This is a genomic window from Pseudomonas sp. NFR09, from assembly GCF_900111535.1.
In the GTDB taxonomy this organism is placed as follows: domain Bacteria; phylum Pseudomonadota; class Gammaproteobacteria; order Pseudomonadales; family Pseudomonadaceae; genus Aquipseudomonas; species Aquipseudomonas extremorientalis.
Genome location: NZ_FOIH01000003.1, coordinates 138,777 through 152,058, shown reverse-complemented (window position 1 = coordinate 152,058; position 13,282 = coordinate 138,777). Strand labels below are relative to the sequence as shown.

12 protein-coding genes are annotated in these 13,282 nt (G+C 62.7%); 6 read left to right on the top strand and 6 right to left on the bottom strand.

All coding sequences use genetic code 11. The annotated features are described in order from the left end of the window. Window positions 1-7: 7 nt before the first annotated feature. Window positions 8-2,002 (bottom strand): aminotransferase class I/II-fold pyridoxal phosphate-dependent enzyme, encoded by a 1,995-nt coding sequence (locus BMX59_RS30945; RefSeq protein ID WP_093120978.1) that lies wholly within the window; start codon window positions 2,000-2,002, stop codon window positions 8-10. A gap of 306 nt (window positions 2,003-2,308) precedes the next feature. Between BMX59_RS30945 and BMX59_RS08105 the strand changes: the two genes are divergently transcribed. Beyond that, window positions 2,309-3,235 carry a LysR family transcriptional regulator gene (locus BMX59_RS08105; protein ID WP_092243486.1) on the top strand — a complete coding sequence of 309 codons (927 nt, stop codon included), beginning with the start codon at window positions 2,309-2,311 and terminating at the stop codon, window positions 3,233-3,235. A 58-nt stretch (window positions 3,236-3,293) separates the two neighbouring features. Next, a complete protein-coding gene (locus BMX59_RS08100) occupies window positions 3,294-4,646 on the top strand; it encodes a cation:proton antiporter (RefSeq protein ID WP_092243483.1) in 1,353 nt (450 codons plus the stop codon). Here BMX59_RS08100 and BMX59_RS30685 read toward each other — a convergent pair. The 3 genes from BMX59_RS30685 to BMX59_RS08090 form a co-directional block, all read right to left on the bottom strand. After that, on the bottom strand, window positions 4,637-4,771 hold the full coding sequence (locus BMX59_RS30685; protein ID WP_010210499.1) for a hypothetical protein: 135 nt from the start codon (window positions 4,769-4,771) through the stop codon (window positions 4,637-4,639). The genes BMX59_RS08100 and BMX59_RS30685 overlap by 10 nt on opposite strands. An 11-nt stretch (window positions 4,772-4,782) precedes the next feature. After that, on the bottom strand, window positions 4,783-4,995 hold the full coding sequence (locus BMX59_RS08095; protein WP_071488344.1) for a hypothetical protein: 213 nt from the start codon (window positions 4,993-4,995) through the stop codon (window positions 4,783-4,785). An 85-nt stretch (window positions 4,996-5,080) separates the two neighbouring features. Then, on the bottom strand, window positions 5,081-5,626 hold the full coding sequence (locus BMX59_RS08090; protein ID WP_071488345.1) for a hypothetical protein: 546 nt from the start codon (window positions 5,624-5,626) through the stop codon (window positions 5,081-5,083). Between the two features lie 372 nt (window positions 5,627-5,998). Between BMX59_RS08090 and BMX59_RS08085 the strand changes: the two genes are divergently transcribed. Both BMX59_RS08085 and BMX59_RS08080 read left to right on the top strand, forming a co-directional pair. Next, entirely contained in the window at window positions 5,999-7,408 is a 1,410-nt protein-coding gene (locus BMX59_RS08085) for a circularly permuted type 2 ATP-grasp protein (protein WP_092243478.1), read from the top strand. Window positions 7,409-7,410: 2 nt separating this feature from the next. Further along, entirely contained in the window at window positions 7,411-8,361 is a 951-nt protein-coding gene (locus BMX59_RS08080) for an alpha-E domain-containing protein (RefSeq protein ID WP_093120977.1), read from the top strand. Window positions 8,362-8,374: 13 nt separating this feature from the next. On the opposite strand, the gene msrA is transcribed toward BMX59_RS08080, so the two are convergent. Both msrA and BMX59_RS08070 read right to left on the bottom strand, forming a co-directional pair. After that, window positions 8,375-9,073 carry a peptide-methionine (S)-S-oxide reductase MsrA gene (gene msrA, locus BMX59_RS08075; RefSeq protein WP_093120976.1) on the bottom strand — a complete coding sequence of 233 codons (699 nt, stop codon included), beginning with the start codon at window positions 9,071-9,073 and terminating at the stop codon, window positions 8,375-8,377. A 15-nt stretch (window positions 9,074-9,088) separates the two neighbouring features. Beyond that, window positions 9,089-10,789: a cytochrome c biogenesis protein DipZ gene (locus BMX59_RS08070; RefSeq protein ID WP_093120975.1), complete on the bottom strand. Its 1,701-nt coding sequence runs from the start codon at window positions 10,787-10,789 to the stop codon at window positions 9,089-9,091. Window positions 10,790-11,034: 245 nt separating this feature from the next. Here BMX59_RS08070 and BMX59_RS08065 point away from each other — a divergent pair, with 245 nt between their 5' ends. Both BMX59_RS08065 and BMX59_RS08060 read left to right on the top strand, forming a co-directional pair. Beyond that, window positions 11,035-11,745 carry a response regulator transcription factor gene (locus tag BMX59_RS08065; protein ID WP_093120974.1) on the top strand — a complete coding sequence of 237 codons (711 nt, stop codon included), beginning with the start codon at window positions 11,035-11,037 and terminating at the stop codon, window positions 11,743-11,745. Further along, complete coding sequence (locus BMX59_RS08060; protein WP_093120973.1) at window positions 11,742-13,208, top strand: sensor histidine kinase; 1,467 nt, start codon at window positions 11,742-11,744, stop codon at window positions 13,206-13,208. Before BMX59_RS08065 ends, BMX59_RS08060 begins: the two co-directional genes overlap by 4 nt. Window positions 13,209-13,282: the final 74 nt, after the last annotated feature.

The window sequence follows — 13,282 nt, the reverse complement described above, 5'->3', positions numbered from 1 at the left end:
TCTGGAGTTAGCGAGTTTGATGCGCGTTGACGAACTGTCGGCAACGTTCACTGCGTGGGTCGATAAACACCGCGTCCGGCGAGCCGGTTTCTTCGATCATGCCTTGGTGCAGGAACGCCACTTTCGACGACACATCCCGAGCGAATGCCATTTCATGGGTGACCAGGATCATGGTGCGCCCCTCTTCAGCCAGGGAACGGATCACCCGCAGCACTTCGCCCACCAACTCCGGGTCGAGGGCCGAAGTGGGTTCGTCGAACAGCATGACTTTGGGCCGCATGGCCAGCGCCCGGGCAATCGCTACGCGCTGTTGCTGGCCACCGGAAAGGAAGGCCGGGTATTCGTTGCGCTTGGCGGCCAGGCCGACGCGGTCGAGCAGGCTTTCTGCGCGTTCGATGGCCTCGACGCGGCTTTCGCGCAACACCTGGGTGGGGGCTTCGATGAGGTTTTCGAGCACCGTGCGATGGGGCCACAGGTTGAAGTTCTGGAACACCATGCCCAGGGTCGAGCGAATCCGTACCAACTGCCTGGCATCCGCGACCAGGGGCGCGCCGGGGCGGCCGTAGTTGAGCTTGATGCTCTCGCCGTCCACATGAATGCTGCCCTGGTCCGGCACTTCGAGCATGTTGATACAGCGCAGCAAGGTGCTTTTGCCCGAGCCGCTGGCGCCGATCAGCGAGATCACCTCGCCTTCGTGGGCCGTGAGGGAAATGCCCTTGAGCACTTCGATATTGCCGAAGCGCTTGTGCAGGTCGATGACCTCGATCATCTTCTTGGCTGCGACGGGTTGCGCCACTTCAACCCTGGACGTGGCGGCGATACGTGGCTCACCGGCCAGCTTGGCGACAAACTGCGCGATACGTTGGCAGGCCTGTGCCAGGCGCTCTTCACTGAGGGTGAACGACAACCGCACAAAACCTTGCGCGGGCTCGCCGAAGGCCGCCGCGTCCAGCACCGATACCCCGGCTTCGCGAAATAGACGCCAGGCAAAATCCAGGGAGCCCAAGCCGGTGCCGCGCACGTCCACCAGCACGAACATCCCCGCTTGCGGCACCTGTACCTGGATTCCGGGGCAGGCACTCAGCCCGGCCACCACCAGGTCGCGGCGGCGCCGGTAGATCTCGCGCATGCCCCGGGTCACTTCATCATGGGCCAGCACGGCGGCGGTGGCGGCTTCCATCACAAAGCCGGGCAAGCCGTACAGCATGCTGAGCACCAGGGTTTCGGCATGGGCGATCAGTTCGGGCGTGGCGATGAGCCAGCCGATGCGCCAACCGGTCATCGCGTGGGACTTGGACAGGCTGCCAATCACCACGCAGCGCTCGGCCATGCCCGGCAGCGCGGCGAGGCTGTGGTACTCGCCGTCGAACACCAGGCTTTCGTAGACCTCATCCACCACGACCCACAGGTCATGGGCGATGGCCAGTTCAGCGATGGCCTGCAACTCCTGTGCGTCAAGGACCACGCCGGTGGGGTTGTTCGGGTTGGAGAAGAAAATCGCCCGTGTCCGCGGGGTGATCGCGGCGGCGAGCAGCGCCGGATCGACGCGAAAGCCCGACTCAGGGGAACACGGCACGCGTTCCAGTGTGGCGCCGCTGGCCTTGAGCGTGGCTTCGTAGGTGACGTACATCGGGTCGAGCACCAGCACCTCGTCACCGGCCTGCAACAGGCACAGCGACGTGACGAACAAGGCGTTCTGCGCGCCGGCCACCGTGATCACATTTGCGCCGTCCAGCGGGCGTGCCAGCGTCTGGCTGTAGCGTGCTGCAATCGCTTCGCGCAGTGCCGGGCGGCCAGGGATTTCGGTGTAGTGGGTGTCGCCTTCGCGCAAGGCGCTGACGGCAGCATCGGTAATAAAGGACGGCGTGGCGAAATCCGGGTCGCCGACGCTGAGAATGATGATGTCTTCGCCCTGGCTGGCGGCGTGAAACGCCGCGTGGTGGATGTCCCAGGCGGCTACGCCCTGCCCTGCAATTCGTTCGACGAAGGGGGAAAACCGCATGCCAGAGCCTCTCGTTCAAGAAGAAACAGCGCTAACCCGTTCTGTTGCAAACGGGCGGATGCGGTCAACATAGTTCAAGCTGAACACTCGTTCAATGGGCATGTCTGACCCGGTGTCGTTTATCGTCCAAAGAGGTCGCTATGGCGATTCCGCAGGAGGCGCGAGGCTAATTCGGATGGTCTCGACGCGCATGAAAAAATCCAGTGGCTTGCAATAATGCCTGGAAAAACAATTACCCTAAGTCATCCACGGTTGAATCGGGCTCAACGCCGCACCCAGCCGAACTCCTGCATAAGAGACTTGCAAATGGCTGCTTTCAACCGTTCCGAACTGGCCGATCTCAACGTGTTCATGGCGATCATCCGCCGTCGCAGCTTTCGCCATGCTGCCCACGAATTGGGTGTGACCACCTCGGCCCTGAGCCACACCATGCGCAACCTGGAAACCCGACTGGGGGTCAAACTGCTGTACCGCACCAGCCGTGCCGTCGAACCCACCGATGCCGGCTCGCTGCTGGCAGAAAAACTCAACCAGGGCTTCGCCACCATCAAGGACGGCCTCGATACCCTGGAGTTGTACCGCGAAGCACCGATTGGCCGGCTGCGCTTGAACGTGCCGCGGGATGCGGCGGTATTGCTGCTGGCGCCGATCCTCGGGGACTTCTGCGCCACCTACCCGCAACTGCGCGTGGACCTGATCGTGCAGGACCAGATGATCGACATCATCGCCGAGGGCTACGACGCCGGTATCCGCTACGGTGCCACCGTGCCCCAGGACATGGTCGCCGTGCCCTTGACCGGTGAGTTGCGCTGGATCGTGGTCGCGTCGCCCGCCTACCTGGCCCGCCGGGGCACGCCGCAGGAGCCCAAAGACCTGCTGCAACACGCCTGCATCCGCATGTACCTGGGCGACAACACTACCTATAAGTGGGAACTGGGCAACGGCAGTCGCCAGCAACGCATCGACGTGCCCGGCCACTTCAGCGCAGCCGACACCGAGACCATCGTCAATGCGGCGCTGCAAGGGGTGGGCATCGCCTACTGCCTGTCCAACCGCGTGCAGCAGGAGCTCAAGGACGGTCGCCTGGTGGAGGTCATGCCCGACTGGGCCTGCATGGGCGAGCCGTTGTGCATGTATTACCCGAGCCGGCGCCAGCCGCAGCCGGGATTGCGCCAGCTGATGGACATGATCCGCGTGAAAACCATTGGCTCGCAGTTGATCCAATCACATTGAACCCGTCACCGGCCGCGGTCCTCCAACCTGAACAGACCACGGCCTCGGTGCACGCTCGATGACTTTTATTCTATGGATGGCCGTACTGGGCACTGTCTTGCTCACCCTTGCCCTCACCTCCTCCTACCTGCGCTGGATGCCGGTCACCACCTCGGCGGTGTGCCTGTTGCTGGGGGTAGGCATCGGCCCGCTGGGCGTCGACCTGTTGCACCTGGACATCAAAAACTCTGCGCGCTGGATGGAGCACCTCACTGAAGTCGCGGTGCTGTTTTCGCTGTTCGTCAGCGGCTTGAAGCTGCGTCTGCCACTCAAGCACCGAACCTGGCGCATCGCGTTCGGCATGGCCGGGCCGGTGATGCTGTTGACCATCCTCGGCATCTGCCTGGCGCTGCATTACCTGTTTGCATTGTCGTGGGGTGTGTCACTGCTGGTCGGGGCGATTCTGGCCCCGACTGACCCGGTGCTGGCAGGCCTGGTGCAGGTCAATAATGCCCAGGACTATGACGCGCTGCGCTTCGGGCTGTCCGGCGAAGCGGGCCTGAACGACGGCACGGCCTTCCCGTTTGTGATTTTCGCCCTGCTGTTCATGCAGCACGGCGGGTTCGACGGTGACTGGCTGGGCGGTTGGGTGCTGAAGAATCTGCTCTGGGCGGTGCCGGCCGGGTTGTTGATCGGCTACTGGATGGGCCGTGGCATAGGCCGCGTGACCCTATGGTTGCGCATCAGCAACAGTGACAGCACGCTCTCGCCCAATGACTACCTGACGCTCGCACTGATCGCACTGGCCTATGTGGTCGCCGAGGCGGTGGGCGGCTATGGCTTCCTGTCAGTGTTCGCGGCGGGGCTTGGCTTGCGCCAGGCGGAGTTCCGCTCGACCGGGAACTCGCAGACCCCGTCGGAGCATTTGGCGCTGCCGGTGGTGGGTCACCTGGAAGTAGAGCCAGAACACGCATTGCAAGGTGATGTCAGCGAACTGAAAGACACCCAGATCGCCGCCGGCGTGATGATGGGCGACATGCTCTCGTTCGGCAGCCTGGTGGAGCGTTCGATGGAGGTGTTCCTGGTAACGGTGCTGGGCATCGTGCTGGTCAGCCACTGGGATTGGCGCGCACTGGCGGTGGCGGCACTGCTGTTCTGCGTGATCCGCCCGCTGGGCGTGCTGGCAATGCCTTGGGGCCGCTTGATTGATCTGCGCCAGCGCGGGCTGATGGGGTGGTTTGGTATTCGCGGGATCGGCAGTATTTACTACCTGTTCTACGCGCTCAACCACGGCTTGATTGGCACCAGCAGCGCGGTGGCGGTAAACCTGACCTTGTCAGTCATTGCCTTGAGCATCGTCGTTCATGGCCTGAGTACCCAGCCGATGCTGGTGTGGTATGAACGACGAGCCAAGGCGGACGCTCAGTCCTGACGCTCTGTATTGCCTACGTCTGCCGCGTCATCCAGGTCGTTGAGCGGCACTTCTGCATCATCCATCAAGGAACCGGGGTCTTCATTGCCCGGGTCGTTGAGTTCGTCGTCGAGTTCTTTGGACATGACCGTCTCCTCTAACCGCCCTGGGTATCGATATCGGCATCGGTTTCAGGCTTGGGCTCGCGCTCGGGCTTGAAGTCTGGACTGTAGTCGTTTTCCCTGGCTTTGGGGTCTTTGGCCGGGACCGGGTCTTTCGGTGCGTCGGCAGCGGTACCGGGAGCCGGTTCGCCGCCGTCGATGGCCGGGTCGTTGCGGTTATCGAGTTGCGGGTCTTTGCTTGTGCTCATGGGTCACCTCGTTACAGGCCGCAGGGAAATCAGCAGGGCCTACAGGTAAGGCGCTGCGCCACCCGGCGAAGTTCCGTCCGATTGCTCAGCGGATCGGGTTGTCGACCTGGATATAGAACGCGTATATCCCCAGCACCAGCCAGAACACCATGAACAGCCAGGGCGCACGCATGGAGAACAGCAGCGACTTGCGATAGCCCTTGTGGGACGACTCCATTTCGGAAAACAGCGGCGACTCATCATAGGCCATGCCCATCACCGGCTCGCTGCGCAGCAGTTCGCTCTGCTTGTAGTGCCAGTGATCGATGATTTCGTACGCCGCCCGAATGCCTGGCCAGGCATTCAGGGAGCTGAGAATGCCCAGCGAGACCAGGAACACCGGCACCACGAGGGTAAACAGCTTGCCCCACTCCGGGTTGAGGTTGCCCATGCCGGAAACAAAGGCGATCACCAGGAACGATTGCGCCGTGAGATAAGCGTCGGTGCGGTTGGCCAGGATGGTGGTTTCGTACTGGATCTCGCGCCGGTAGAAGTCCAGACGGTCCTTGGGCGAACCGAAGATCTTGGCGTTGTGTTCGCTGTGGTCGGTCAGGGCCGCTTCCGGTGTATGGGGAGAGATGATTCTGGGCATGACGGTGCTCCCTGCTGGTTCAAGTCCTGTTAGAAGAATCAGCGGCGAGTGAAGTTCAAGTTTGTTCATGCACCAAGTCGGGGCGCCTGCCAGGCACTGCCCCCTTCTGGTGAGCGGGCGTGTTGTTGTGAGCGGGCTTGCTCGCCACAACACGCCCCTCACTACAAGCAATTCAGGGTTTCGGCACAGGCATTGCTTTATCCATTCATCTGCCCGGATACAGGAGCATTCGTTACCCCCCGACCCAGAGCCGACCCCACAAGAAAGTAAGGACCAGGCCCAGTGGCACCCTTAGCCACGGGCTCATAAAAAATGCGTTTTTTGAAACGGCAGTGCCACCCAAACGTCCCTCGGCACTGACAAGGTACTGGAATGGCTCGATCTTTCTTCGATGAAATGAATGACGCAAACGGCGCCTGCCGTGCGCACTATCAGGACTTCTCCCGCTGGCTGGCGAATACGCCGCCGGAACTGCTGGCCCAGCGTCGCCGCGAAGCCGATTTGCTGTTTCACCGCGCCGGGATCACCTTCACCCTCTACGGCGACGAACAAGACACCGAGCGCCTGATCCCCTTCGACATCATCCCGCGCAGCATCCCTGCCAGTGAATGGAGCGTTATCGAACGCGGCTGTATCCAGCGCGTCAATGCGCTGAACATGTTCCTCGCCGACATCTACCACGACCAGCGCATCATCAAGGCCGGGATCATTCCGGCGGACCAGGTGCTGGGCAACGAGGGCTATCAGAAGGCCATGGTCGGCCTGGACCTGCACCGCGACATCTACTCGCATATCTCGGGTGTCGACCTGGTGCGTGACGCTGACGGCACCTATTACGTGCTCGAGGACAACCTGCGCACCCCCAGCGGCGTGAGCTACATGCTCGAAGACCGCAAGATGATGATGCGCCTGTTCCCCGAAGTATTCGCCAAGCAACGCATCGCGCCGGTGGACCACTACCCCAACCTGCTGCTCAAGACGTTGAAGAGCTCCAGCCGCCTGGACAACCCCAACGTGGTGGTACTGACCCCGGGCCGCTTCAACAGCGCGTTCTTCGAACATGCGTTCCTGGCCCGGGAAATGGGTGTGGAACTGGTGGAAGGCGCCGACCTGTTCGTGCACGACCTCAAGGTGTTCATGCGCACCACCGACGGCCCCAAGCCGGTCGACGTGATTTACCGGCGCATCGATGACGCCTTCCTCGACCCCAAGGCCTTCAACCCCGAGTCGATGCTCGGCGTCCCCGGCCTGGTCGCGGCCTATTGCGCCGGCAACGTAGTGCTGGCCAATGCCATCGGCACCGGCGTGGCGGACGACAAGTCGATCTACCCCTATGTGCCGGAAATGATCCGTTTCTACCTGGACGAAGAACCGGTGCTACAAAACGTACCGACCTTCCAGTGCCGCAAGCCCGATGAACTGTCCCACGTACTGGCTCACCTGCCGGAACTGGTGGTCAAGGAAACCCAGGGTTCCGGTGGCTACGGCATGCTGGTCGGGCCGGCTTCCAGCGCCGCCGAGATCGAGGACTTCCGCCAGCGCATCAAGGCGCGTCCCCACGCCTACATCGCCCAACCGACGTTGAGCCTGTCCACCTGCCCCACCTTCGTTGAAAACGGCATCGCCCCACGGCATATCGACCTGCGGCCCTTTGTGCTGTCGGGCAAGGAAACCCGCCTGGTGCCCGGTGGGCTTACCCGCGTGGCATTGAAGGAAGGCTCGTTGATCGTCAACTCGTCGCAAGGCGGCGGAACCAAGGACACCTGGGTGGTGGAGGGCTGAGTATGTTGAGTAGAACCGCCGCAGATCTGTACTGGATGTCCCGTTACCTGGAGCGTGCCGAAAACCTGGCGCGCATGCTCGAAGTCAGTTACTCGCTGTCGTTGATGCCACAAGCCGGGCGCAGCGACGGTCTGGACGAACTGGCCATGTCGTTGCTCAGCAGCGGCACCCTGGACAGCTACCTTGAACGCCATAGACAGCTGGATGCCGAGCGCATGCTGCACTTCTTCGCCCTCGATGAAGAAAACCCCGCCAGCATCTACAACTGCCTGCGCGCCGCCCGTGGCAATGCCCACGCCGTACGCGGGCGCATCACCGCCGACATGTGGGAAAACCTCAACGCCACCTGGCTGGAAATGCGCAGCATCGCCGCCGGCGGCCTGGCGCGACACGGCATCAGCCACTTCTGTGATTGGGTCAAGCAGCGCTCGCACCTGTTTCGTGGGGCAACCTCGGGGACGATCATGCGCAATGACGCCTATCGGTTCATTCGCCTCGGCACCTTTGTCGAGCGTGCCGACAACACCCTGCGTTTGCTGGATGCGCGCTACGAGATGTTCGGCGAGGAATCGGAAGAAGTCAGTGACTTGTCGGCACGCGGTTATTACCAGTGGAGCGCCCTGCTCCGCGCGTTGTCGTCCTTCGAGGCGTATACGGAGCTGTACCCGAACGCGTTGAACGCCCGTTCCGTGTCCGAATTACTGCTGTTGCGCAGCGATGTACCGCGCTCGTTGCATGCGTGCATCGAGGAGTTGAGCCATATCCTGGCGGACCTGCCTGGTAGTTATGGGCGCACGGCGCAGCGCCTGGCGGCGGAGTTCGAGGCGCGGCTGCGGTATACGGGGATTGATGAAATCCTTGAAGACGGCTTGCACAGCCGTCTCACCGAGTTTATCGATACCGTGCGCGAGTTGGCGCGAGCAATTCACAGCTCGTACCTGGAGGTTGTGTAATCCACAACCGGGGTTACTGGTGTTTTACCAGCACCGGCTCGGCGCGGTATTGGTCGGGAAAGAGTTTCTTGAGCTGCGCCACCTTCGGAAGATCATTGATCACGATGTAGGGGTAGGACGGGTTCTCGGTGAGGAAGTCCTGATGATAGGACTCCGCCGGGTAGAACACCTTGCCCATCTCGATTTTAGTGACGATGGGTTTGTCGAAAGACTTGGCGGCGTCCAACTGGGCGATGTAGGCCTGGGCGACGTTTTGCTGTTCGGCGTTCTGCGCAAAGATCGCCGAACGGTACTGGGTGCCGGTGTCGGGGCCCTGGCGGTTGAGTTCGGTGGGGTTGTGTGCCACTGAGAAGTAGATCTGCAGCAGTTTGCCGAAGCTGATTTTGCTCGGGTCGTAGGTGACGGAAACCGCTTCGGCGTGGCCGGTGTTGCCGTCGCTGACGGACTCATATTGCGCTGTGCTTGCAGCGCCGCCATCGTAGCCGGACACGGCGTTCTTCACGCCTTGCACATGCTGGAACACCCCTTGAACGCCCCAGAAACAGCCGCCGGCGAACACAGCGGTTTGCAGGTTGCGAGCTTCGGCGGGCAGGTCCAGGGCGGGCGGCGCGATCACCACGGCGTCGTCGGCGGCGGCGCCAAAGGAAAAGGCCGGGCTTTGACCGACGAACGCTGCGAAGGCCAGGACTGGCAGGTATTTGAATACATTCATGGCAGGCACTCCGGGTTAACCAAAGGTGAAGGCATACGCCGACACGTTGGGGTCAAGGAATTCAATGGTGAAGGTGCGGTCCTGCACGGCGCCCGGCTGACGCACCAGTTGGTACAAACGCTGTTCGGTGACGGTGCCGCTGCCATCCGGTGCGACGTCGGTGCCATGGGCACCGCCCGGGGCCTGGCCGTCGATCGTGACCTTGAAACGCACCGGCTTGCCGTCGGCGCCCGGGCCGAGCACCAGGTGCAGGTCGCGGGCGTGGAAGCGGTAGACGATGCGCCCACCGGCCTGGTCGAGGGTGGCTTGCTGGCCGCCGACGTTCCATTGGCCTTGCAGGGTCCACTGGTTGAGTGCCAGGGTGCCGGACTTGACGAAGTTTTCGGCGCGCTGCGAACCCAGGTAGGTTTCCGGCGACTGCACCTCGTTCATGTCCGGCGCTTGTTGCACGCCCTTGGCATCGGCTTCGATCAAGCCGCCCGCGACGTTCTTCGCGCCGGCTTCACGCAACAACTGCTGGATCACCCGCTCCGACTCGGCGTAGTCGCCTTCACCGAAGTGGTGGTAGCGAATCTGGCCCTTGGCATCGGCGAAATAATGGGCCGGCCAATACTGGTTGTTGAACGCGCGCCAGATCTTGTAGTTGTTGTCGATGGCCACAGGGTAAGTGATGCCCAGGTCCTTCATGGCCTGGGTGACGTTGTTCACGTCGCGCTCAAAGGCGAACTCCGGCGCATGCACGCCGATCACCACCAGGCCCTGGTCGCGATATTTCTCGGCCCAGGCCTTTACATACGGCAAGGTGCGCAGGCAGTTGATGCAGGAGTAGGTCCAGAAGTCCACCAACACCACCTTGCCCTTGAGTGCTTCGGTGCTCAGTGGCGGGCTGTTGAGCCATTGCACGGCACCGTCGAGGGGCGGCAGCGCGCCTTCGATCGGCAAGGTGTCGCTGTGATTGGCGGCCATCATCATCGCCCCGCCCGGCTGCGCCGGCTTGGCGCTCAGGCGATCCACCAGGCTTTGTTCCAGGCCACCGGTGGACGCGGTCGACAGCCGCGACAGCACGCCCATGTCGAGGCCCAGCGCAATCGCGGCCACACCGGCCAGCATCAACCCACCCAGGCCCCGGCGCAGCCATTCGCCGGCACCGAGAGACTTCTTCATGAAACCAAACACCTTACCGCCGACCAGCAACGCCAGCGCGAGGGAGGTGGCAGCACCGGCGGCGTAAGCCAGCAAGAGCAAGGTAGTACCGATGCTGGCGCCCTGCAGCGCCGCGCCGGTGAGCACCAGCCCCAGGATCGGCCCGGCGCACGGTGCCCAGAGCAGCCCGGTGGCCACGCCGATCAGGAACGACGCGCCCGGCCGCGGCCGGGCATCGGCCCCGGCGGCTTGCGACAAACGACTGCCGGCGGCCACCAGCGGGCGCGTCAGGCGGTCCGACAGTTGCGGCAACAACAACGTGAGTCCGAACAGGGCAACGCACAGCAACGCGAGCCAGCGCCCGAATTGATTGACCTGCACCACCCAACCGCCGCCCACCGCCGCCAGCGAGGCCACCAGGGCGAATGTCACCGCCATCCCCGCTAACAGCGGCAAGCCACTGCGCAAAAACGGCTGCCCGGTGCGAGCGAAGACAAAAGGCAGAACAGGCAGGATGCACGGACTGACGATTGTCAGCACGCCGCCCAGATACGCGAGAACCAGAAGCCACATGGGATGGACCCTTATAAGAAAAAGACATTGGCTTACGCCGTCGCGAACGTCATGGCGACATCCAGGTCGCCACTGGCCAGGAGTATTTGTCGGCGTGAGTACATGGTGTTTTCCCTCTTTGAAGTAACGGGAATGTTGGGCTGTTTACCGTCGCGGAATCCTCACGCAGAGTTAAACAATTCGTGATAACTACACTGTTGCAAAAGCCGCACAATGCGCGAACTACAAGCGAAGGTTTCTCTTACATGGATCAGCCCAAACGTGTCCTGGTGGTCGAGGACGATGCCCATATCGCCGACCTGATCTGCCTGCACCTGCGTGATGAACAGTTCGACGTGGTGCACAGCGCCGATGGCAATGAAGGCCTGCGCCTGCTGGAGCAAGGCGGCTGGGATGCGCTGATCCTCGACCTGATGCTGCCTGGCGTGGATGGCCTGGAGATCTGCCGGCGCGCCCGTGCCATGACGCGCTACACCCCGATCATCATCACCAGTGCACGCTCCAGCGAACTGCACCGCATCCTCGGCCTGGAGCTGGGCGCGGATGATTACCTGGCCAAGCCGTTTTCCATGCCGGAACTGGTGGCCCGGGTGAAAGCGTTGCTGCGCCGGGTCGACGCCATGGCGCGCAACCTGAAGATGGACGCCGGCAGCCTCGACCTCGGCCAGTTGTTCATCAACCCGCTGACCCGTGACGCCACCCTGCAAGGCCAGCGCCTGGACCTGACCCCACGGGAGTTCGACCTGCTGTACTTCTTCGCGCGCCAACCGGGCAAAGTGTTCTCGCGCATGGACTTGCTCAACGCGGTGTGGGGCTACAGCCACGAAGGCTATGAACACACGGTCAACACCCACATCAACCGCCTGCGGGCCAAGGTCGAAGTCGACCCGGCCAACCCGGCGCGCATCCTCACGGTGTGGGGCCGTGGCTACAAGTTTGCCGAGAGCCCGCCATGAAGCTCACCCTCACCCAGCGCCTGTCGCTGGTGTTCGCGGTACTGCTGTTGATCTGCAGCGGCACCTCGGCGTGGCTGCAGGTGCGTTCCAACCGCATGCACGAGCTGGAGGTGGTGCAAGGCCTGTCCCGCGATCTCGCGGCGCACATCGCCCGCGACACCCAATTGATGGACGCCGACGGCCTCAAGCCCGACGCCGTGCGCAACCTGTTCAGCCAGTTGATGCTGGTCAACCCCAGCGTCGAGGTGTACCTGCTCAACATCGACGGCCGCGTGGTCGGCAACGCCGCACCCAGCGGCCACCTGTTGCGCGACAAGGTCGACCTGGCGCCCATCCGGCGCTTCCTCGCGGGCTTCATGCTGCCGATCCTCGGGGACGACCCGCGCAGTGTCGATGGGCGCAAGGTATTCAGCGCCGCGCCACTCACCGCCGGCGGGCAGCAGATCGGGTTCCTGTATGTGGTCCTGCTCGGTGAAGCCCACGATGCGTACGACGCCAAGGACGCCACCGGCATGGCCTTGAAGATCGCCCTGTGGTCCATCGGCCTGGTTGCCCTGCTCTGCCTGACGGCCGGCCTGATCGCGTTTGCCTGGATCACCCGACCGCTGCGTCAACTCACTGACAAGGTTGGCCAGTTCGACATCAATGGCGCGCCCAAACCGGCAGAATCCGTTGCAGTGCCACTCACCAGCGGCGATGAAATCGCCGTGCTGGATCACGCCTTCGCGCAAATGGAGAACCGCCTGGGCGAACAGTGGCGCGCCATCACCCACCAGGACCAGGAACGCCGGGAAATGGTCGCGAATATCTCCCATGACCTGCGCACACCGCTGGCCTCGTTGCACGGTTACCTGGAAACCCTGTCGCTCAAGGATGCCAGCCTCAGCCCTGAAGAGCGCCGCCGCTACCTCGGGATTGCTTTAGACCAGAGCCGCAAAGTCGGCGGCCTGGCCCAATCGCTGCTGGAACTGGTGCGCCTGGAGCATGGCTTTGTGCAGCCGGTGATCGAAGGTTTTTCATTGCCGGACCTGGTGCAGGACATCTTCCAGAAATTCGAACTGACTGCCGAGGCACGCGGCATCACGCTGACGGCCAGCCTGCCGCCGCAGGTGCCGACGGTGCAGGCAGACCTGGGGTTGATAGAACGGGTGCTGACCAACCTGCTGGACAATGCCCTGCGGCATACCCCGGTCAACGGCGAAATCGAGGTCATCCTGACGCCTCAAACCCATGCGGTAGCCGTCACCGTCAGCGACAGCGGCCCGGGCATCGACGCCGAATTACGCGAAGGCCTGTTCCTGCGCGCATTCACCATTGGCGGCGCCCGGCGCGACGGGGGGTTGGGCCTGCGAATCGTGCACCGCATCCTGCAACTGCACGGGCGCAGCATCAGCCTGGAGGACCGCCCTGGCCGAGGCGCAACCTTTACGTTTTCCCTGGAAACCCGAGCATCAGCGCGTTGACCCGCTCCGGTTCGAGCAACGCCAGGTGCGGGAGGACCGACTCCGGCACCAGCCTCATTGATGGCAGGAAAAAC

Coding starts and splice junctions, on each gene's coding strand:
- BMX59_RS30945 (WP_093120978.1), bottom strand. CDS start 2,002: ATGCGGTTTTCCCCCTTCGTCGAACGAATTGCAGGGCAGGGCGTAGCC.
- BMX59_RS08105 (WP_092243486.1), top strand. CDS start 2,309: ATGGCTGCTTTCAACCGTTCCGAACTGGCCGATCTCAACGTGTTCATG.
- BMX59_RS08100 (WP_092243483.1), top strand. CDS start 3,294: ATGACTTTTATTCTATGGATGGCCGTACTGGGCACTGTCTTGCTCACC.
- BMX59_RS30685 (WP_010210499.1), bottom strand. CDS start 4,771: ATGTCCAAAGAACTCGACGACGAACTCAACGACCCGGGCAATGAAGAC.
- BMX59_RS08095 (WP_071488344.1), bottom strand. CDS start 4,995: ATGAGCACAAGCAAAGACCCGCAACTCGATAACCGCAACGACCCGGCC.
- BMX59_RS08090 (WP_071488345.1), bottom strand. CDS start 5,626: ATGCCCAGAATCATCTCTCCCCATACACCGGAAGCGGCCCTGACCGAC.
- BMX59_RS08085 (WP_092243478.1), top strand. CDS start 5,999: ATGGCTCGATCTTTCTTCGATGAAATGAATGACGCAAACGGCGCCTGC.
- BMX59_RS08080 (WP_093120977.1), top strand. CDS start 7,411: ATGTTGAGTAGAACCGCCGCAGATCTGTACTGGATGTCCCGTTACCTG.
- msrA (WP_093120976.1), bottom strand. CDS start 9,073: ATGAATGTATTCAAATACCTGCCAGTCCTGGCCTTCGCAGCGTTCGTC.
- BMX59_RS08070 (WP_093120975.1), bottom strand. CDS start 10,789: ATGTGGCTTCTGGTTCTCGCGTATCTGGGCGGCGTGCTGACAATCGTC.
- BMX59_RS08065 (WP_093120974.1), top strand. CDS start 11,035: ATGGATCAGCCCAAACGTGTCCTGGTGGTCGAGGACGATGCCCATATC.
- BMX59_RS08060 (WP_093120973.1), top strand. CDS start 11,742: ATGAAGCTCACCCTCACCCAGCGCCTGTCGCTGGTGTTCGCGGTACTG.